This is a genomic window from Nocardia sp. NPDC050799, from assembly GCF_040654015.1.
Lineage (GTDB): Bacteria > Actinomycetota > Actinomycetes > Mycobacteriales > Mycobacteriaceae > Nocardia.
In genome coordinates this window covers 28,063-46,678 of record NZ_JBFAHF010000031.1, presented here as the reverse complement: position 1 = coordinate 46,678, position 18,616 = coordinate 28,063, and the positions used below count along the sequence as shown (strand labels likewise).

19 protein-coding genes are annotated in these 18,616 nt (G+C 70.0%); 9 read left to right on the top strand and 10 right to left on the bottom strand.

What is annotated here, in order from left to right; all coding sequences use genetic code 11:
• Positions 1-68: 68 nt before the first annotated feature.
• The 5 genes from AB0H42_RS26925 (at position 69) to AB0H42_RS26905 (ending at position 4,413) form a co-directional block, all read left to right on the top strand.
• A complete protein-coding gene (locus AB0H42_RS26925) occupies positions 69-818 on the top strand; it encodes an SDR family oxidoreductase (protein ID WP_357060809.1) in 750 nt (249 codons plus the stop codon).
• Entirely contained in the window at positions 818-1,852 is a 1,035-nt protein-coding gene (locus AB0H42_RS26920; protein WP_357060807.1) for an NAD(P)-dependent oxidoreductase, read from the top strand. Before AB0H42_RS26925 ends, AB0H42_RS26920 begins: the two co-directional genes overlap by 1 nt.
• The gene (locus AB0H42_RS26915; RefSeq protein WP_357060805.1) at positions 1,852-3,318 is read left to right on the top strand and encodes an FAD-dependent oxidoreductase; all 1,467 of its coding nucleotides are present in this window, start codon (positions 1,852-1,854) and stop codon (positions 3,316-3,318) included. Before AB0H42_RS26920 ends, AB0H42_RS26915 begins: the two co-directional genes overlap by 1 nt.
• An 18-nt stretch (positions 3,319-3,336) precedes the next feature.
• Positions 3,337-3,915 (top strand): TetR family transcriptional regulator, encoded by a 579-nt coding sequence (locus AB0H42_RS26910; protein ID WP_357060802.1) that lies wholly within the window; start codon positions 3,337-3,339, stop codon positions 3,913-3,915.
• Between the two features lie 75 nt (positions 3,916-3,990).
• Positions 3,991-4,413 carry a nitroreductase family deazaflavin-dependent oxidoreductase gene (locus AB0H42_RS26905; RefSeq protein ID WP_357060894.1) on the top strand — a complete coding sequence of 141 codons (423 nt, stop codon included), beginning with the start codon at positions 3,991-3,993 and terminating at the stop codon, positions 4,411-4,413.
• Positions 4,414-4,656: 243 nt separating this feature from the next.
• Here AB0H42_RS26905 and AB0H42_RS26900 read toward each other — a convergent pair whose 3' ends face one another.
• The 3 genes from AB0H42_RS26900 to AB0H42_RS26890 form a co-directional block, all read right to left on the bottom strand.
• Positions 4,657-5,271, bottom strand: coding sequence for an MBL fold metallo-hydrolase (locus tag AB0H42_RS26900; RefSeq protein WP_357060799.1), 615 nt, complete (start codon positions 5,269-5,271; stop codon positions 4,657-4,659).
• Complete coding sequence (locus AB0H42_RS26895) at positions 5,268-6,353, bottom strand: S-(hydroxymethyl)mycothiol dehydrogenase (protein WP_357060797.1); 1,086 nt, start codon at positions 6,351-6,353, stop codon at positions 5,268-5,270. The genes AB0H42_RS26900 and AB0H42_RS26895 overlap by 4 nt, the downstream gene beginning before the upstream one ends.
• Before the next feature lie 524 nt (positions 6,354-6,877).
• On the bottom strand, positions 6,878-7,063 hold the full coding sequence (locus AB0H42_RS26890) for a hypothetical protein (protein ID WP_051164584.1): 186 nt from the start codon (positions 7,061-7,063) through the stop codon (positions 6,878-6,880).
• A gap of 405 nt (positions 7,064-7,468) precedes the next feature.
• Here AB0H42_RS26890 and AB0H42_RS26885 point away from each other — a divergent pair, with 405 nt between their 5' ends.
• On the top strand, positions 7,469-8,218 hold the full coding sequence (locus AB0H42_RS26885) for a hypothetical protein (protein ID WP_357060794.1): 750 nt from the start codon (positions 7,469-7,471) through the stop codon (positions 8,216-8,218).
• A gap of 463 nt (positions 8,219-8,681) precedes the next feature.
• Here AB0H42_RS26885 and AB0H42_RS26880 read toward each other — a convergent pair whose 3' ends face one another.
• The 5 genes from AB0H42_RS26880 to AB0H42_RS26860 all read right to left on the bottom strand — a co-directional run bounded on the left by AB0H42_RS26880 (position 8,682) and on the right by AB0H42_RS26860 (position 12,620).
• Entirely contained in the window at positions 8,682-9,428 is a 747-nt protein-coding gene (locus AB0H42_RS26880; protein WP_357060792.1) for an ESX secretion-associated protein EspG, read from the bottom strand.
• Complete coding sequence (locus tag AB0H42_RS26875) at positions 9,425-10,687, bottom strand: hypothetical protein (protein ID WP_357060789.1); 1,263 nt, start codon at positions 10,685-10,687, stop codon at positions 9,425-9,427. The genes AB0H42_RS26880 and AB0H42_RS26875 overlap by 4 nt, the downstream gene beginning before the upstream one ends.
• Positions 10,680-11,063 (bottom strand): hypothetical protein, encoded by a 384-nt coding sequence (locus AB0H42_RS26870; RefSeq protein WP_357060786.1) that lies wholly within the window; start codon positions 11,061-11,063, stop codon positions 10,680-10,682. The genes AB0H42_RS26875 and AB0H42_RS26870 overlap by 8 nt, the downstream gene beginning before the upstream one ends.
• 38 nt (positions 11,064-11,101) lie before the next feature.
• Positions 11,102-11,785, bottom strand: coding sequence for an alpha/beta fold hydrolase (locus tag AB0H42_RS26865; protein WP_357060784.1), 684 nt, complete (start codon positions 11,783-11,785; stop codon positions 11,102-11,104).
• A gap of 100 nt (positions 11,786-11,885) precedes the next feature.
• Entirely contained in the window at positions 11,886-12,620 is a 735-nt protein-coding gene (locus tag AB0H42_RS26860) for a hypothetical protein (protein WP_357060782.1), read from the bottom strand.
• A 227-nt stretch (positions 12,621-12,847) separates the two neighbouring features.
• Between AB0H42_RS26860 and AB0H42_RS26855 the strand changes: the two genes are divergently transcribed.
• Positions 12,848-14,020 carry an acyl-CoA dehydrogenase family protein gene (locus tag AB0H42_RS26855; protein WP_357060779.1) on the top strand — a complete coding sequence of 391 codons (1,173 nt, stop codon included), beginning with the start codon at positions 12,848-12,850 and terminating at the stop codon, positions 14,018-14,020.
• Between the two features lie 9 nt (positions 14,021-14,029).
• A complete protein-coding gene (locus AB0H42_RS26850) occupies positions 14,030-15,157 on the top strand; it encodes an acyl-CoA dehydrogenase family protein (protein WP_357060776.1) in 1,128 nt (375 codons plus the stop codon).
• A gap of 34 nt (positions 15,158-15,191) precedes the next feature.
• Here the strand turns inward: AB0H42_RS26850 and AB0H42_RS26845 are convergent, their stop codons facing one another.
• The gene (locus AB0H42_RS26845; RefSeq protein WP_357060774.1) at positions 15,192-15,827 is read right to left on the bottom strand and encodes a phosphoribosyltransferase family protein; all 636 of its coding nucleotides are present in this window, start codon (positions 15,825-15,827) and stop codon (positions 15,192-15,194) included.
• Entirely contained in the window at positions 15,827-16,693 is an 867-nt protein-coding gene (locus tag AB0H42_RS26840; protein ID WP_357060771.1) for a carbon-nitrogen hydrolase family protein, read from the bottom strand. The genes AB0H42_RS26845 and AB0H42_RS26840 overlap by 1 nt, the downstream gene beginning before the upstream one ends.
• Positions 16,694-16,753: 60 nt before the next feature.
• Between AB0H42_RS26840 and AB0H42_RS26835 the strand changes: the two genes are divergently transcribed.
• On the top strand, positions 16,754-18,556 hold the full coding sequence (locus AB0H42_RS26835; RefSeq protein WP_357060769.1) for a DEAD/DEAH box helicase: 1,803 nt from the start codon (positions 16,754-16,756) through the stop codon (positions 18,554-18,556).
• Positions 18,557-18,616 lie beyond the last annotated feature (60 nt).

The window sequence follows — 18,616 nt, the reverse complement described above, 5'->3', positions numbered from 1 at the left end:
CGCGCGGCGCCCCCCAGCAGCGAAACCTTGTCCGACCAAGCTTTCCCGATCAACGAGGAGCTCATCCCATGGCTCGTTTCACCGGTAGGACCGCCATCGTCACCGGCGCCGCCCGCGGTATCGGCGAGGTCTACGCGCAGGCGCTGGCCGCCGAGGGCGCGTCGGTCGTCGTCGCGGATCTGAACGAAGAGGGCGGTACCGCCGTCGCCGAGAAGATCGTGGCCGACGGCGGTACCGCGTCGTTCCACACCGTCGACGTCTCGGATCCCGAGTCGGCAAAGGCACTGGCCGATTTCACCGTCGAGAAGTACGGCAGGATCGACCATCTGGTGAACAACGCCGCCATCTACGGCGGGATGAAGCTCGATCTGCTGCTCACCGTGCCCTGGGACTACTACAAGAAGTTCATGTCGGTGAACCTGGACGGCGCCCTGGTGATGACCCGCGCGGTCTGGGAGAACATGGCGGCCAACAGCGGCGGTTCGATCGTCAACCAGTCCTCCACGGCGGCCTGGGTGTACTCCGGCTTCTACGGTCTGGCGAAGGTCGGTATCAACGGCCTGACCCAGCAGCTGGCCACCGAACTCGGCGGCTCGAACATCCGGGTCAACGCGATCGCTCCGGGTCCCACCGATACCGAGGCCACCAAGACCACCACGCCCGCGAGCATGGTCAAGGATATGGTGAACCGGCTGCCGCTCAAGCGGATGGGCACGCCCGACGATATGGCCGGCGCCCTGCTCTACCTGCTCTCCGACGACGCCTCCTGGGTGACCGGGCAGATCTTCTGCGTCGACGGCGGCCAGGTGATCCGGTAGTGAGCGCGGACTCCGCCGGCGGCACCCGGGTCGGTTTCATCGGCCTGGGCGATATGGGCGCGCCGATGGCGAAGAAACTGCTGAACTGGTCCGGCGGTCTCACCGTCTGCGATACCCGGCCCGAGGCGGTGGAACCGTTCACCGCCGCGGGCGCCGAGGCCGCCGCCACCGCGGCCGAACTGGCCGCGAAATGCGGGGTCATCAGTATCGCGGTGGTGAACGACCGGCAGGTCCGCGCCGTACTCACCGGCGAGCACGGCATTCTGAGCACCGCCGCGCCGGGCACCGTGGTGGCCGTGCACTCCACCATCGGCGACGAGTCCGCGGTGGAATTCGCCCGGCTCTGCGCCGAACGCGGCGTGCACCTGGTCGATGCCCCGATCAGTGGCGGGGCCGCGGGCGCGAACAGCGGCCGGCTGGCCGTGATGATCGGCGGCGGCGCCGACGCGGTCGCGGCGGTGCGTGAACCCTTCGGTTGTTTCGCCGATCTCGTGGTGCACGCCGGCGAGGTCGGCGCCGGCACACGCATGAAACTGGCCCGCAATCTGCTGCATTTCATCTCGTTCACCGCCGCCACCGAGGCACAGCGGCTGGCCGAGGCCGCCGGGCTCGATATCACCGCGCTGGGCAAGGTGGTCCGCCACTCCGACGCGGTGACCGGCGGGGCGGGTTCGATCATGCTGCGCGATACCACCGCCCCCATCGCGGCGGGCGATTTCTGGTTGCCGATCCTCACCCATGTCCGGGAACTCGGGGAGAAGGATCTGTCCCTGGCTCTCGACCTGGGCGGCCGGGTCGACGCCGACCTGCCCCTGGCCGCGCTGGCGCTGACGCGCCTCGGCGCGGGACTGGGCGTCGGGCGGGGCGAGATCGCCGCCGCGCGGCACGGAGCCGCCGCGCCGCAAGACACCCCCACCGCTGAGCGGGACGGCCACCCCACCCCCGTACCGGGACATGCCACCATCGCCGCACAGCCGGCCGCCCCGGGGCCCCCGGCAGCCGGCGCGCAGAACGACAGTAAGGAATTCGAATAATGGCCGACCCCACCTCTCTCCGACCGTTACCCGCCGCCGAGGTCACCGAGTGGGACCGCACCGCCGATGTGGTCGTGGCCGGCTACGGGATCGCCGGTGTCTGCGCCGCGATCGAGGCGGCGCGGGCCGGTTCGAACGTCCTGATCCTGGAGCGCACCAGCGGCTGGGGCGGTGCGGCGGCGCTGGCCGGCGGTTTCATCTACCTCGGTGGCGGCACGCCGTTGCAGGAGGCCCTCGGGTTCGCGGACAGCCCGGAGAACATGGAGAAATTCATGGTCGCCGCGCTGGGTCCGGGGGTGGACCGCGCGAAGATCGCCGACTACTGCCGCGGCAGTGTCGAGCACTACGAATGGCTGGTGGCCAACGGCGTGCCCTTCAAAGCGGAATTCTGGGGCGAACCCGGCTGGGAACCCCCGCACGACGAGGGCCTGATGTATTCCGGCGGGGAGAACGCCGCCCCGTTCAACACCGTCGCCGACCCCGCTCCGCGCGGCCACGTCCCGCAGATGAGCAACAAGCGGACCGGTTCCAAGGGCGGCGGCTACATGCTGATGAAACCGCTGGCCGAAACCGCCGAAAAACTCGGTGTCGCAGCCGTGTACGACACCCGGATCCAGCGCCTGATCGTCAACGGCGACCGGGTCGTCGGTGTGGTCGCCAAACAGTACGGCAAGGAACTGACCATCCGGGCCGAGCGCGGGGTCGTCCTGGCCACCGGCAGCTTCGCCTACCACGACCAGATGATCGAGGGCTTCGCGCCGCGGCTCATCGGCCGCCCGGGCGCCGCCATCGAGGAACACGACGGGATCGCCATCCGGATCGCGCAGGCGCTCGGCGCCGACCTGGCCCATATGGACGCCACCGAGGTCGCGTTCTTCGGCGATCCGCAGATGATGGCGCGCGGCATCCTGGTGAACGGCCGCGGCCAGCGGTACGTCCCCGAGGACACCTATCCCGGCCGGATCGGGCAGCTGACCCTGTTCCATCAGGAGAACCAGGCGTTCCTGATCATCGGCGAGGCCGCCTACGAGGAATCACTGACCACCGAGACCTCCACCCCGTTCTTCCGCCAGCCGCCGACCTGGGCGGCGGAGACGATCGCCGAACTCGAATCCGATATCGGCCTGCCCGAACTGGCCCTGCAGACGACGGTCGAGCTGTACAACAAGCATGCCGCGAACGGTCAGGACCCGCTGCTGGGCAAGAAGACGGAGTGGACGAAACCGCTGGAGGGCCCCTTCGCCGCGTTCGATATGCGCGGATTCACCGCGGGGTTCACCCTGGGCGGTCTGCGTACCGATCTGGATTCGCGGGTCCTGCACGTAAACGGCGAACCCATCGCCGGGCTGTTCGCCGCGGGACGCTGCACCTCCGGTGTCTGCGCGGGCGGATACGCCAGCGGGACCTCGCTGGGTGACGGCAGTTTCTACGGCCGCCGGGCCGGGATTGCGGCCGCGAAGAACTGAAACGGTACATTCAGACACATGTCCGAAGGTGAACCCGTCGTCGTGGAGGCGACCCGTCGGCGCCTGTCCGCCAAACAGGCCGATACGGTCGACAAACTGACGAAGGCCGCGGTGGAGGTATTGACCCGCGAGGGGTTCGCGGGAATGACCATCCGGATGGTCGCCGCCGCGGCCGGTGTCGGCACCGCCACCGCGTACACCTATTTCTCGTCGAAGGAACATCTGGTCGCCGAGATCTTCTGGCGGCGGCTGGTGGCGGCGCCCTCACCGGTCAGCGAGGACCCCGATCCCACGGTCCGGGTGGTGGCCGAACTGCGTGCGATCGCCATGCTGGTCGCCGACGACCAGGAGGTCTCCGGCGCGGTCACCAGCGCCATGCTCGGCCGCGATCCCGATGTCGCCCATCTGCGCGCCCGCATCGGCCTGGAGATCCGCACCCGGATCGAGCGCGCGCTGGGACCCGACCCGGACCCCGAGGTGGTCGTCTCGCTGGAACTGGTCTACGCGGGTGCGCTCGTCCGGGCCGGTATGGGGTATGCCTCCTACGCCGATATCGCCGGCCTCATCGAGAAATCCGCACTGTTGATCCTGCGCTGAGCATCGGAGCTTCGAGAAGTGAACAACCGCCCCAAACAGCTCGACTCGTCCTTCGTGCCGACTGTCATCAAGTACATGTCCAAGGTCAACACCTGGGCCTACCGGAAAACCGGCGGCCGGATCGGCGGCACCTGGCGGGTCGGGGCGGGCTTCCGCAAACCGGTGCCCACGCTGCTGCTGGAACATACCGGCCGCAAATCCGGTAAGCAGTTCACGGTGCCGCTGCTGTTCCTGCGCGACGACGCGAACATCATCGTGGTCGCGTCGCAGGGCGGGCTGCCGAAGAACCCGCAGTGGTACTACAACCTCGTCGCGCAGCCGGATACCACCGTGCAGATCGGCAAGGACCGGATCCCGGTGCGGGCCCGCCTCGCCGACGACACCGAACGCGACCGGCTGTGGCCGAAACTGCTCGAACTGTACGCGGATTTCGACAATTACCAGTCGTGGACCGAACGCCGTATCCCGGTGTTCGTGCTGGAGCCCCGCACCACCTGACAGTTGCTGCGGTCCCGGACGGATGCGCCCGGATTCACCGGACCGCCCTCGTGCCCGCGAGGAGAACGCCGGCGTGGGCGGGCGCCGGCCCGAGACGTCCGCGAGTCCGATCCGCTCGGCGGGGCCAACCCGGCGTCAGGATGGATCACAACGACGACGCCGGGTCGCGCACTGCCACCCGAGTCCACGGACACGAACGGCGGCACCCGGTCCGGATGCCGCCGTCTCGGCAACTGCGACTTCTCAGGCCTGCGCGGGCACATTGGCCCGCTCGGCGCCGAGGGTGGTGTCAGGTCCGTGCCCCGTGTGGACCACCGTCTGCTCGGGTAGCGCGAACAGTCGCTCGTTGATGGAGGCGAGAATGGTCGGATAGTCGGAATAGGACCGGCCGGTCGCGCCGGGGCCGCCCTCGAACAACGTATCGCCGCTGAAGACCTCGCCGCTCGCGGCGGAGTACAGGCAGCACGAGCCCGGTGAATGCCCCGGCGTGTGCAGGACCCGCAGTTCCGCGCCACCGACCCGGAACACCTCACCGTCGGCCAGCGGCCGGTACTCCACGCCGGGATGGGTCTGCTGCCAGAGCACATCGTCGTCGGGATGCAGGAAGATCGGCGCACCCGTCGCCGCCGACAATATGGGCGCCACGGTGACGTGATCGTTGTGCGCGTGCGTGCACACGACGGCGGTCACCCGGCGCCCGGCCACGGCGCCGAGAATCGGCTGCGCGTCGTGCGCGGCATCGATGATCAGTACTTCGTTGTCGTCGCCGACGAGCCAGATATTGTTCGCCACATCCCAGCAGCCGCCGTCGAGGCAGAACTGCCCCTCGGTGACGATCCGTTCGACCCGGGCCGTCACAGGACCACCACCGAGCGCAGGACCTGCCCACCGTGCATGGTGTGGAAGGCCTGCTCCACCGCGTCCAGCCCGATCCGCTCGGTCACGAACTTGTCCAGCGGCAACCGGCCCTGCCGGTACAGGTCGATCAGCATCGGGAAATCCCTTTCCGGCAGGCAGTCCCCGTACCAGGACGATTTCAGCGCGCCACCGCGGCTGAAGAAATCGATCAGCGGCATCTCCAGCGTCATATCCGGGGTCGGCACCCCGACCAGCACCACGGTGCCGGCCAGATCGCGCGCGTAGAACGCCTGCTTCCAGGTCTCCGGGCGGCCGACCGCGTCGATCACCACATCGGCGCCGAATCCTCCGGTGAGGTCCTGGATTCCGGCGACCGCGTCGGTGGCGGACGCATCGATGGTGTGGGTCGCGCCGAGTTCGCGCGCCCAGTCGAGCTTCCGGGCGTCGGTGTCCACCGCGATGATGGTGCCCGCCCCGGCCAGCCGGGCGCCGGCGATCGCCGCGTCGCCGACCCCACCGCAGCCCAGCACCGCCACCGAATCGCCGCGGCCGACATTGCCGGTGTTCACCGCCGCGCCCAGACCCGCCATCACGCCGCAGCCCAGCAGGCCGGCCACCGCCGGGTCGGTCGCCGGATCGACCTTGGTGCACTGTCCTTCGTGGACGAGGGTCTTGTCGGCGAAGGCGCCGATACCGAGCGCCGGGGTGAGTTCGGTGCCGTCCTCGAGCCTCATGGGCACACTGGCGTTGAAGGTGTCGAAGCAGTACCAGGGGCGGCCGCGCCTACACGCGCGGCACCGGCCGCAGACCGCCCGCCAGTTCAGGACGACGAACTCACCCGGTTCCACCTGGGTGACCGCCGAACCCACCGTTTCCACCACACCCGCGGCCTCGTGGCCGAGCAGGAACGGGAACTCGTCGTTGATCCCGCCGTCACGGTAGGTGAGATCGGTGTGGCAGACCCCGCATGCCTGGATCTTCACCACCACATCCCGGGGACCGGGGTCGGGTATCACGATCGGGACCAATTCGACCGGGGCACCGGAACTGCGGGCGATGACACCTCGAACCTGCTGTGGCACAGCATCTCCTCTCGGGCGGTAATGCGACGATGCGCGATAGCGCATACGTTATCCGCCCGCGCGCCGCACGGGCAGTGCCCACCGCGCCCGGCGGGCCGTCTCCCGGTACGATCAGCAACGAACGAGCGGCCGGAACGCAGTGTGGCGGCGCACCCGCCGGGCGCACCGCCACACTGTCGGCAAACACTCAGAGAACTCCCCAGGCCTGCAGCAGATAGGTCACATTGGCGGCGATGGACGTGACGAGATTCGCCAGATTCAGGGCCGCGGACCCGGCTTCGATCATGTTCTTCTCTTCCTTCCGATCCCACCCGACCGGAGCCCAAAGTACCGACGAAGCCGAAGTCGAGCAAACGCCCGAGCAACCGGAAAACGGGCCACGACGGGCCGCCCGGACGAGTGAGCACCTGACCGAAAAGCTGATCGGACACGTGTCCCACTCAGTGCGCAATCGCAGGCGTCCGCGCCCGCGCGACCGCTCGGATCGCGATTGCCGAGGGCAGGGACAGGCCGCGCCCGCCGGCTCAGCCGGCGATACCCGCCTCGGGTTCGGGACCGGGCCCGTCGGCGCGCAGCTTCAACAGGGTCAGCCCCGCGGTGCACGCCAGTATGAGACCGATCACGGTGATGATCACGTGCAGGGTGCCGATACCGAAAGCCGCCGCACCCAGCCCACCGGCGAAGACCAGCCAGCCCAGTACTCTGCCCACTGTCGCACCTGTACCACCCGATACAGGATCCGCCGGCTCCGGAGCCTCCGCTGCGGCAGATTCCTCCGCCGCGCCCGGCAGGTCGGTGGTGGTCTGGTCTCCCATCATCTACTCCTCGATGGCGCCGATCCGGAAATCGTTTCGCGCCTACCACTTCAGTGCACGGTCACCGAGAAACTCCGGTGCCTCATGCGTCACTTCAGCAACATACGCTACGACCACAACCCGAAGATTGTTACGCGACACAAGCCCACGACACGCGGCTGATATCAATTCGATACCTGAACCGTACCCTTTCTCCACCGTTCTACACCCGGTAACCAGGGGATCAGCAGATGGGGGTCTAGTTCTCCCCGGCGCACTGAATTAAGGTTGGGCCACTGACATATCACAGGAGCGTCACCGATGGAGAGCAAAACGAAGGTCGCCGGACCCCTGGCGGCCGCCGGGGCGGTTTCCCTCGGGCTGGTGCTCATCGGCGCATGCGGAATCGGCCAAGAGGATACCTACGTGCCGCCGCCCCCGATCCGCTCCGGTCCGCAGGCCGCGGAACCAGCGGGGTTCACCGGCGAACCCTCCACCGGTGTCGCGAAAGTGCTGATACCGCCGTCCCCGTCGTGGCGGATGGCCCCGGAGCCGCCGCCCCGGCGCACCCTCCCGCCCGAATACCGGATCTCGGTCACCGCCTCCACCGGCCCCGGCGCCGAGCCGACCGCCGGCGAGACCACCCGCCGGGTCACCCTGCCCGCCACGCCCGACCCCGCCGGCCCGGCCGAGCCCGGCTGGACCACCGCCTCGCTGCCGAGCCCGCCGCTGGAACCGGCCCACACCGAATCCCCGCTGCCCGCACCGCCTCCGAGCACGACCGTGGTAATCGCCCCGGTTCCGACCGAGGCCGGGGGCCCGCCGCCCGCCGAACCCCCGGTCGCACCACCCGCCGAACCTCCGGCCCCGGCCGTACCTCCGGCAGCGGTAGAGGAGCCGAGGTCCCCGGAAACGGCTCCGGCGGAAGGCGTCCCGGCGGAGTCGACGCCCACACAGGTCCCCGTCGCGCCCCGGGCCGCCGCACCCACGACCGGCGAGGCGCCCATACCGGACTCCGCCGAAAAGCCGCCTCTGCCCACCCCGACCGGCACCATCGCACCCGGTAACTGACCCCGAGGGCCACGAGTTCCGGCTGCTGCTTCTGCCTCCCGCCGCCGAGAGGGCCGATCACGCTGTTTCGACAGCTGCGCACCGCTGCGGAGTTGCGGCACCGTGCCTGTCCCCTGTTGCTGATCGGTGGTCCGCGGCTGCTGATGCGACCTGTACGCAGTCGCAGTTGGACGTGTTCGAGTCGATGTCGGTAGACCGCCGACGACTTCGTCGTGTACGTGCTCGAAATCCTCCTCGTGACGCGCAACGGTCATCTCCGGCGCGGTCGAACCCGGCCGGTTCGCACGGTCGGTCAGCAGGTACTCCGACTGCGGCCGGTGGTCCCGGCTCCGCGCCGGCCACCCTGGGCGGCCTGACACTCGAAGAGGATGCCGGACGTCGAACCACCGCCCCGGCTACCGCGCCGCCCGCGGCCGGCGGCGGACGAACTTCGAATGCGCTCTCAGGGAGCAGGTCTCGAAACTCAGTGTTCGGCGTAGGCGACCGACCGCTGGGCGGCGGCGATCATGGGCCGCAGGGCGTTGGTGAAACCTTCGGCGCCCACCGGGGCGATCTCGACATCCTTGCCGGTGTGGACCGCGTAGCGGCCGTCGCCGGTGATATCCACCCAGCACAGGACGCCGAACGGCGCCGGTCCGGTGTGCCGGTGCACCGACACCACGATCTGGCCGATCCCGTCGCGGGGCAGTGTGAGCCGCTTACGGATCCGGGTCGCCACGGTGGGCCCGGACACCGGGACGGTCACCCGGTCCCGGCCGTCCTCGACGACCTCGCTGCGTGCCGCGCGCAGCCGCCCTCCGGTGCCGGCGGCCACGGCCGGCAGGGCCGCGATCACGCGGACCGGTAGCGAGGTGGCGGTGCCGGCGGTGATCCGCAGTTCGCCGCCCCGGTCCGGATCCGGGCCCGGCCGCTGGGTGGCGACCACCCCGATACGGCCCGCCGAGGCGGCGAGTATCCGCACGGCCGGAGTGCGGTCACCGTCCTGTCCGAATGTCTCCACACTCACCTCGGGACCGGCCAGGACCCGGAGCGCGGCCTCCAGGTCGGCGTCGAGAGTGCCGTCGCACCACTGCCGCAGGGCGGGTAGCTGGGCGGTGCGCTCGACGGAATCACGAGCCGACAGGCGTACCGCCAGCGGATAGGGAATACGGTCGCCGACGGTCCGTTCCCACGCCAGCGCGAACTGGTCCGGGGTGAGGAGCCAGTTCACTCCTCTTCCGTCCACTCACCCAGCACCGGCGGAATGGTGGGCTCCAGGGCGCCGATCAACTGACCGGCCGGTTCGCCCGCTTCCAGATAGGTGAGTTCGTCGTCGGCGAAGTGGAGATCGTCCTCGGCCGGAGCGGTCCGCTCGGTGCGCGGCACCACCGGGGTGCCGGACCGGACCGTATCGGCCGCCATGGCACCGCCCATCAACCCGCCGATGGCCCCCGCACCCATCCCGGTGATCGCCTCGCCTCCCGCGGACCGCTGCTGTTCGTCCCGGGAACGTTCCTGGTCACCGGTCGAACCCGCCGGGCGGACCGGGGCGGCGATCAGTGGGACACCCGCTGCCACAGCGGGGCTCGCCGGCGCGGCCCCGGCGGTGACCGGCGCCGCCGCGGGCGCGGTGGTGGGCGCGGCGATCTGCCCGGTGGCCGCCGCGATCGTGCTCTCGGCGCCGGAACCGGCCGGAGCGAGATCCGGGGTATCGGACCGGACGCCGGAGACCGTGACCGCCGGCGAGCCGGGTTCGTCCGGGGTCGCGACTCCGGACGAAGCCGCGGCCGGCTGCCGGTCCGCCCCGGTCGTCCCCGCGGGCGCGGCGGAAGGCCGCGGTCCCGCCGTGGTTTCCGGGCTCGGGGCCGCGGGCGCGGCCGGAGCCGCACCGCCCGGCACCTCGGTGCCGGGGAGCGTGTCCGGGAGGTCGGGAAAGGCGGGGATCTGGGCTCCGGTCGGAATGAAGGCACCGGCGTAGACGCTGTCCATCACCCGGACCACCTCGGCGCGATCGTCGTCGGCGGTCCGCTGCGCGGCGATATTGCCGGTGGCCGCATGCGGGTCCAGTAGCGCCGCCGCGAGGTCCGGTTCGGCGCCGCCGGGTTCGGGGACCGCGGCGCGTAGTGTTTCCGCGGCGTCCCCCGCCCGGCCGAGCCGCTGCCCTACGGTGGCGAGCACATCGGCGAGGTGCCGCCCGGCGGCCTCGAAATCACGGACCGCGGCCGCGGCCAGACCGGCCGCCGAACCACGCCAGCCATCGGCGATGGCGCCGCGGATCTCGGTATGCGCCTGCGCCACCGCGTCGGTGAGGCCGGTCGCCGCACCCTGCCAGGCCTGCCCGCCACTCTGCAGTACCGACGGGTTCATGGCGGCCACCCCGGCGTGGATCTGCCGGTGGGTGAGGTTGTCGAATACTTCCACGGTGGGGGCGTACTCGGGATCGACGCGGTAGTGCACACCGCGCGCCCCGGCCCGGGGTAGTTCACGCACCGGAGGCTCCCGCCGGCTCGGCGGCGCCGAGCGCCGCGGCGATATCGGTATCGGATTCGCGGTAGGCCGCCGCGGCGGCCCGGAAAGTGTGCGCGAGTTGCCGGGCGGTATCGGAGTACCGGCGCAGCGCCGCGATCGCGTCGGTGGCCTTGCCCTCGAATCCGGAGCGCAGTGCCGCACCCGAATCGAATCCCCCGAAGCCGGGCAGCGATACCGCCGCGGACAGTGTGTCGATCTGCGCGTCCACCTGGTCGGCGAGTTGTTCGTAGCGCAGTGCGCACTGTTCGGGCGCACCCTCGGCCACCAGGATGCCATCGATCCACAGCTGCCCGTCTTCGACGGCGGAATCGAGCGTGGTGATCGCATTCGGCTGCATCGTGTCCCCCTTCCTGCTCCACTGTCACACAGCGGATTTCACGGTCGTCGCACCGGCCCCGCGACGATCTCCTGCGTCCACTGCACGATATCCGCCGTCACCCGGGCGCGCACGCGCTCGTGCAGCAGATCGTGTCCGGCATCGGCGTATTCGCGCAGTTCCACCGCCTCGCGCCGCCGCGCCCACGCCCGGACCGGGTCGATCGGCGCCCGGCGGTCATCCACCCCGTGGACGGCCAGGACCGGCGGGAGCCGCGGCCCGGCGGCATCGGCGCGCTCGTCGAGGGCGCGCGCCGGAGTACCGCACAGCACCAGTCCGGCCGGCAGATCGGCCGGGACGGCCGGGGTCGCCGCGACGGCGGGGTCCAGGGCGGGCGGGGTGGCGCCCAGCATGGCAAGCGCGGTGATCGCCCCGAGCGAATGCCCCATGAGCGTGAGCGGGAGTTCCGGAGCCTGCGCCCGCGCCAGAGCGAAGAATCCGGCCGCGTCGGCGACCAGTTCGGACAGGACCGGCGGGGCTCCGGGATCACCCTCACTGAGGCCCTGGCCCGCCGGGTCCAGTGTCCAGACGGCTATGCCCGCCTCGTTCAACTGCCGGGCGAACTCGTGGTAGTGCCCGCTGTGCTGGCCGGTACCCGGCAGCAACACCAGGCCCGTCGCGGCCCCGGCGACCGGCCGGTTCCGATAATGCATGCGGCCGCGCACGCCGTCGAAGAAACCCATGGCCGGATTCTGGCAAAGAATGACGGGCCGTTGGGGGCCACGATCGGCGGCGGTGACCGTCTCGCCCGGGCTACCGCGGACCTGTCCTCCGCGCCGGGGGTCAGGCCGGGGCGGGCGCGGGTGCCGGCGCGGGGGCCGGTTCCGGCGCCGGTGCAGGTGCGGGGGCCGGGGCGCCCGGTTCCGCGGGCGGCGCGGCGGGCGCGGACTGCGGCGCCGGCGCGGGTGCCTCGGGTACCGGGAACATGCCGACCGTGGGCGTCATCACACAGAGCGCGCCCGGATAGTCGATGGTGCCCCACATGGACGCGAGGACGGTACCCGGACCGCTGTCCACGGTCCGGGACAGCGACGGGGTGCCGAACTCGGTCACATCGTCGAGCATGTCGAGACCGCTGCGCCCGTTGTTGATATTGATCCAGGCGACGACGAGGCCGGAGGCCTGCGGGATGCCCGGATGGCCGGGGGTCGCATGGAAGGTCAGGGTGCCGGGGGTACCGCTGATGTTGGCGCTGGGACCGTTGGCGGTGCCGGCCGCGATGATGGTCGTGATCGGGCCGTTGCTGCCGCAGCCGAAGGTGGGCGCCGCGTAGACGAAGGGTGTGTAGAGGCCGATGGTGCTGATGTGGTTGGCCGCGACGTAATCGGCATAGCGGTCCAGCGCGTCCACACCGGCGCGGGTTTCCGGTTTGTCGGCGGTCTGCTCGGTGAGCGCCTGCATCGCCGTTTCGGCCGGGGTGGGCGCGGGTGCGGCGGCCGCCGGGGTGAAGGCGAGCGCTGCGCTGATTCCGAGGGCGGCTGCCGTGGCCGCGGTGCGCGCGACAATTTTGTTGTGCACTGCTGACTCCCTACATCCGATCGGGGCGACGGTGCCGGATCCGGCCGGCGACCCCCCGCCCACCGCAGCAAAGTACCAGGCCCGTCCGGTCGCCGCCCGGTCACACTCCGCTCTCGTCCGCCCTGATCGGCCCTGCGCTCCCGGCACATGTGATGCACTCGACACGGCAGGATCGGGGAGGGGTGTAAATTCTATGCGGGACAATCGAGACATATTTGGAGATGTGTATGAAATTAACTCTGTCTCCCGACGAGGTCGCCTTCCGTGACGAGCTCCGGAAGATCTACACCACCGCGATCCCGGCCGAGATCCGGGAACGCGTGAAATACGGTCACGAACTGTCCCGCGAGGACGTCGTGACCTCCCATCGGATCCTCAACGAGCACGGCCTGGCCGTACCGAACTGGCCGGTCGAATGGGGTGGCAAGGACTGGACCCCGATGCAGCGGCATCTGTGGCAGGACGAGATGCAGCTGGCCAGCGTGCCGGACCCGCTGACCTTCAACGCCACCATGGTCGGCCCGGTCATCGCGCAGTTCGGCTCCGAGGAACTCAAGAAGCGTTTCCTGCCGGCCACCGCCAACCTCGACATCTGGTGGTGCCAGGGCTTCTCCGAACCCGATGCCGGTTCGGACCTGGCCTCGCTGCGCACCACGGCCGTGCGCGACGGTGACTCCTACATCGTCAACGGCCAGAAGATCTGGACCACCCTCGCCCAGTGGGCGGATTGGATCTTCTGCCTGGTCCGCACCGACCCGAACGCCCCGAAGAAGCAGGCCGGGATCTCGTTCCTGCTGTTCGACGTGAAATCGCCCGGTGTCACCATCCGGCCGATCAAACTCATCGACGGCGGCTACGAGGTCAACGAGGTCTTCTTCGAGAACGTGCGCGTCCCGGCCGACCAGCTGGTCGGCGAGGAGAACATGGGCTGGACCTACGCCAAATTCCTGCTCGGCAACGAGCGCACCGGGATCACCGCCGTCGCCCGCACCAAGGTGCGGATCGGCGTGGCCAAGGAATACGCGGCCGCCACCAAATCCGGTTCCGGGACCCTGCTGGAAGACCCGCTGTTCGCGGCGCGCATCGCCGAACTGGAGAACGAGCTGCTCGCACTGGAACTCACCCAGTTGCGGGTGGTGTCCAACTCGACCGAGGGCAAACCCAACCCCGCGTCGTCGGTGCTGAAGATGCGCGGTTCGGAACTGCAGCAGGCCGCCACCGAGCTGGTGCTCGATATCGCCGGCCCCGACGCGCTGCCGGTACACGCCGCGGATATCGCCTCGCCGGACTGGGCGCAGCGCTCGGGTCCGAGCTATCTCAACTACCGCAAGACAACCATCTACGGAGGTTCCAGCGAGGTGCAGCGCACCATCATCGCCTCCTCGATCCTCGGATTGTGAGGTCAGGTTATGGATTTCGATCTCACCGATGAACAGGCCCTTCTCCGCGACACGGTGCGCGACCTGCTGAATCGCCATTACAACCCGGAATCCCGGCTGGAGGTCATCGGTACCGACCTCGGCTGGAGCCGGCAGGTCTGGAATCAGCTCGCCGAACTGGGCGTGCTGGGGCTGAGCTTCGCCGAGAAGGACGGCGGTATGGAGGCGGGCCCGGTGGAGACCATGCTGGTGCTCGAGGAGATCGGGCGGCGGCTGGCGCCGGAACCGCTGCTCGACGCGGTCCTGGTACCGGGCGGGCTGATCAGCGCGGTGGGCACGCCCGACCAACGCCAGCGCATCCTGCCGGAGGTCGCCGCCGGGTCGAAACTGCTGGCCTTCGCGCACGGTGAACCCGGTACCCGCTGGCCCGATCACGCGATCGCCACCGCGGCCACCGCACAGGGCGAAGGTTACACGCTCAGCGGTACCAAGAATCCGGTACCGCACGGCGACTGCGCCGACGACCTGGTGGTCAGTGCGACCCTGCCCGACGGCGGTCTGGGCCTGTTCCTGGTCGCCGCCGACGCCACCGGGGTGACCCGTACCGCCTACGCGACGGTCGACGGCCTGCGCGGCGCCCAGATCGTTCTCGACGGCGCACCGGCCGAACTGCTCGGCACCGGCGGCGACGCCACGAGCGCCGTGGACGAGGTGCTCGCCCGGGCCCAAGCCGGGTTGTGCGCGGAATCGATCGGGGCGATGGCGGAGGCGCTGCGGCTGACCACCGACTATCTGAAGACCCGTAAACAGTTCGGTGTCACGCTGTCGAAGTTCCAGGCCCTCACCCAGCGTGCCGCGAACATGTACGTCTCGCTCGAACTGGCCCGCAGTATGAGCTACTACCTCACCGCGTCGCTGGTCGACGGTGCCGGGGACCCGGTCATCGCCTCCCGGGCGCGGCTGCAGGTCAGCCGGTCGGCGAAGCATCTCGGCCAGGAAGCGATCCAGATGCACGGCGGTATCGGCGTCACGTCCGAATACCCGGTGAGCCACTATGTGGCCCGGCTCACCGCCATCGAGCGCACGCTCGGTAGCTCGCTGGAGCATCTGCGGGTGCTGACCGCGCAGGTCGCCGGCTACGCCCAGCCGGAGCTGTAACCCGGCCCACCCGGCTCCGGACGCCCGGTACCCTTCACCGGGCGTCCGGCCGGAGCAGGTCGGTCACCTCGGCGTCCGCGAGCTGGTGGAAATCACGGTAGGCGCCGCCCACCCCGGCCAGCGCGGTCGGCGCCTGCGGGCACACCACCTCGTCGGCTTCGGCGCGGATCCGGTCGAGCGCCTCGGGCGCCGACACCGGCACCGCGACCACGATCCGCCGCGGTTTCCGGGCCCGGGCCACCCGGCAGGCCACGACCACGGTCGCCCCCGTGGCCACCCCGTCGTCGACGATCACCACGGTCCGGTCCCGCAACGGGATCGGCGGGATGTCACCGCGCCAGACGATGCGGCGGCGGTCCAGTTCGGCGCGCTCGTCCGCCTCGATGGCCTCGAGCCGCGCCCGGTCCAGTCCGGTCTGGCGCAGGACATCGGCATTGAGCACCCGCGCACCCTCCTCGCCGATCGCGCCCGCCGCGAGTTCCGGCTGCCAGGGCACCCCGAGTTTGCGGACCAGCAGAATGTCGAGGTCGCCGCCGACGATATCGCGGACCGCCGCCGCCACCGGAACCCCGCCCCGGGGCAGTCCGAGCACCAGCGGGTGCTCCGCACGCAGGTGCGTCAGTTCGCTTCCCAGTGCGCGCCCGGCGGTGAGACGGTCGGCGTAGAGCATTACCTTTCGACGCTACTCGCTTCCGGTGCGGTCACCACGAATCTGCGCAGCGCAAGGCTCGGATTGGTCCGCCGGACCCGGTTCACCAGGCCGGTCTCCAGCTCCGCGACGGCGACACCGGGCGCATCGGCCAGTTCGGCCAGCACCCGGCCCGCGGGGTCGATGATCATCGAGGCACCGGCGCCGCGCGGTCCGCATTGGTCGGCCGCGGCCACATACACCGTGTTCTCGATGGCCCGGGCGCGCAGCAGAGTGGTCCACTGGTCGACCTTGCCCGGTCCGGGAATCCACTGCGCGGGCAGCAGCAAGACCTGCGCGCCGGCCACGGCGAGCCGCCGGAACCCCTCCGGAAACCGGAGATCGAAACAGGTCTGCAGGCCGAAGGTGAGCCCGTCGGCGGTGAACAGCGCCGGTTCGTCCACCGGCCCGGGCGCCACCACCTCCGATTCGCGCTGACCGAACGCGTCGTAGAGGTGCACCTTGCGATAGCGCGTCCGCAGCGATCCGTCGGGACCGAGCACCACCAGGGTGTTGTGGATCCGTTCGTCACCGGGCGGGGCCGTCTCCACCACCCCGGCGACCAGGTACACCCCCGTCTCGGCGGCCAGTCCGGCCAATGCGGTGACATACGGGCCGTCGAGCGGTTGCGCGGCGGCCAGGGCCCGCTCGTCGAGCCGGCCGAGCGCGAACATCGAGTACTCGGGAGCCACCACGATCCGGGCGCCCTGCTCGGCCGCGGCCCGCACCCGCGCGGTGAGTGCGACGAGATTGGCATCGATATCGGTATGCGGTGCGAACTGCACGACCGCGAGAACCGTCGTGCCGTCGTGCGGGGGGTCGGAGAGCTCGGTGGGGGCGGCGTTCATGCTCACACCGTATGGGCCGGTGGGCCGGACGACCAGGCCGTACCAGTAAACTTCTGGTCAATGAGCACCAATGAGGGCGACGACAACCTGGGCGAGCACCCCGGCGAGACCGAACCCGAAACCGCCGGACCGTCCTTCGCAGATCTCGGTATCGATGACCGCATCCTTTCGGCCATCGCCGATGTCGGCTACGAATCGCCCTCCCCTATCCAGGCCGCGACCATCCCGCCGCTGCTGGAGGGCACGGATGTGGTCGGTCTGGCGCAGACCGGTACCGGTAAGACGGCGGCCTTCGCCATCCCCATCCTGATGGGCCTGTTGGAGGAGCATCCCACCGGCAAGCAGCCGGCCGCGCTGGTGCTCGCGCCCACCCGGGAGCTGGCGATCCAGGTCGCCGAGGCGTTCGGCCGCTACGCCACGCATATGCCGGGCACCCACGTCCTGCCGATCTACGGCGGCCAGAGCTACGGGGTCCAGCTGTCCGGTCTCCGGCGCGGCGCCCAGGTCGTGGTGGGGACGCCGGGCCGGGTGATCGATCACCTGGAGAAAGGCACCCTCGACCTGTCGAAGCTGCGCTATCTGGTGCTCGACGAGGCCGACGAGATGCTGAAGATGGGGTTCCAGGAGGATGTGGAGCGCATCCTCGCCGACACCCCGGCCGAGAAGCAGGTGGCGCTGTTCTCCGCGACCATGCCCGCGGCCATCCGCAAGATCTCCAAGCAGTACCTGCGCGAACCGGTCGAGATCACGGTCAAGTCCAAGACCAGCACCGCCACCAATATCGCCCAGCGCTGGGTGCTGGTATCGCATCAGCGCAAACTCGACGCGCTCACCCGGATCCTCGAGGTGGAGTCCTTCGAGGCCATGATCATTTTCGTGCGCACCAAACAGGCCACCGAGGAACTGGCCGAGAAACTGCGCGCCCGCGGTTTCTCCGCCGCGGCCATCAACGGCGATATCGCCCAGGCCCAGCGGGAACGGACCATCGGCCAGCTGAAGGCGGGCACCCTCGACATCCTGGTCGCCACCGATGTCGCTGCCCGCGGACTCGACGTGGACCGGATCTCCCATGTCGTGAACTACGACATCCCGCACGACACCGAGTCCTACGTGCACCGTATCGGCCGCACCGGCCGCGCGGGCCGCAGCGGCGAGGCCCTGCTGTTCGTCGCCCCGCGCGAACGCCATCTGCTCAAATCCATCGAACGCGCCACCCGGCATCCGCTGACCGAGATGCAGCTGCCCAGCATCGACGATGTGAATGCCCAGCGGGTCGCGAAGTTCGGCGACGCCATCACCGAGAACCTCAGCTCGGACAACCTCGCCCTGTTCCGCAAACTGATCGAGGACTACGAGCAGGAGCACAACACCCCGCTGGCCGATATCGCGGCCGCGCTGGCGGTGGTGGCGCACGACGGTGAGAGCTTCTTCCTCGAACCCGAACCGGAGCCGGTGGAGCGGCCGCACCGTGAACGGGCGCCGCGCCGGTTCGAGGAGGGCGGATTCGAGGAGCGCCGGGGTCCGTCCCGGCATCGCGCGACCGGCGCGGAGCTGGCCACCTACCGCATCAGCGTGGGCAAACGGCACCGGGTGGTGCCCGGCGCGATCGTCGGCGCCATCGCCAACGAGGGCGGCCTGCGGCGCAGCGATTTCGGGCATATCAGTATCCGGCCGGACCACAGCCTGGTGGAACTGCCCGCCCAGTTGCCGCCGGAGACACTGGAGGCATTGCGCAGCACCCGCATCAGCGGTGTGCTGATCCAGCTGCAGCTCGATCAGGGCGGGCCCGGGCATCGCTCGATCGGCCGCGGCCCCCGCCGTGACGGCCCGAAACGTCAGGATCGCCGGAAACCGCGTTCCTGACGCACGGCCCGTTCCACCAGGTCGGACCCGGTGGCTACAGTGGGGCCCGTCCGGCCCGCG

Bases quoted from the DNA above. Each gene is read 5' to 3' on its own strand.
- AB0H42_RS26925 (WP_357060809.1), top strand. From the start codon at position 69: ATGGCTCGTTTCACCGGTAGGACCGCCATCGTCACCGGCGCCGCCCGC.
- AB0H42_RS26915 (WP_357060805.1), top strand. From the start codon at position 1,852: ATGGCCGACCCCACCTCTCTCCGACCGTTACCCGCCGCCGAGGTCACC.
- AB0H42_RS26910 (WP_357060802.1), top strand. From the start codon at position 3,337: ATGTCCGAAGGTGAACCCGTCGTCGTGGAGGCGACCCGTCGGCGCCTG.
- AB0H42_RS26905 (WP_357060894.1), top strand. From the start codon at position 3,991: ATGTCCAAGGTCAACACCTGGGCCTACCGGAAAACCGGCGGCCGGATC.
- AB0H42_RS26885 (WP_357060794.1), top strand. From the start codon at position 7,469: ATGGAGAGCAAAACGAAGGTCGCCGGACCCCTGGCGGCCGCCGGGGCG.
- AB0H42_RS26870 (WP_357060786.1), bottom strand. From the start codon at position 11,063: ATGCAGCCGAATGCGATCACCACGCTCGATTCCGCCGTCGAAGACGGG.
- AB0H42_RS26865 (WP_357060784.1), bottom strand. From the start codon at position 11,785: ATGGGTTTCTTCGACGGCGTGCGCGGCCGCATGCATTATCGGAACCGG.
- AB0H42_RS26855 (WP_357060779.1), top strand. From the start codon at position 12,848: ATGAAATTAACTCTGTCTCCCGACGAGGTCGCCTTCCGTGACGAGCTC.
- AB0H42_RS26850 (WP_357060776.1), top strand. From the start codon at position 14,030: ATGGATTTCGATCTCACCGATGAACAGGCCCTTCTCCGCGACACGGTG.
- AB0H42_RS26845 (WP_357060774.1), bottom strand. From the start codon at position 15,827: ATGCTCTACGCCGACCGTCTCACCGCCGGGCGCGCACTGGGAAGCGAA.
- AB0H42_RS26840 (WP_357060771.1), bottom strand. From the start codon at position 16,693: ATGAACGCCGCCCCCACCGAGCTCTCCGACCCCCCGCACGACGGCACG.
- AB0H42_RS26835 (WP_357060769.1), top strand. From the start codon at position 16,754: ATGAGCACCAATGAGGGCGACGACAACCTGGGCGAGCACCCCGGCGAG.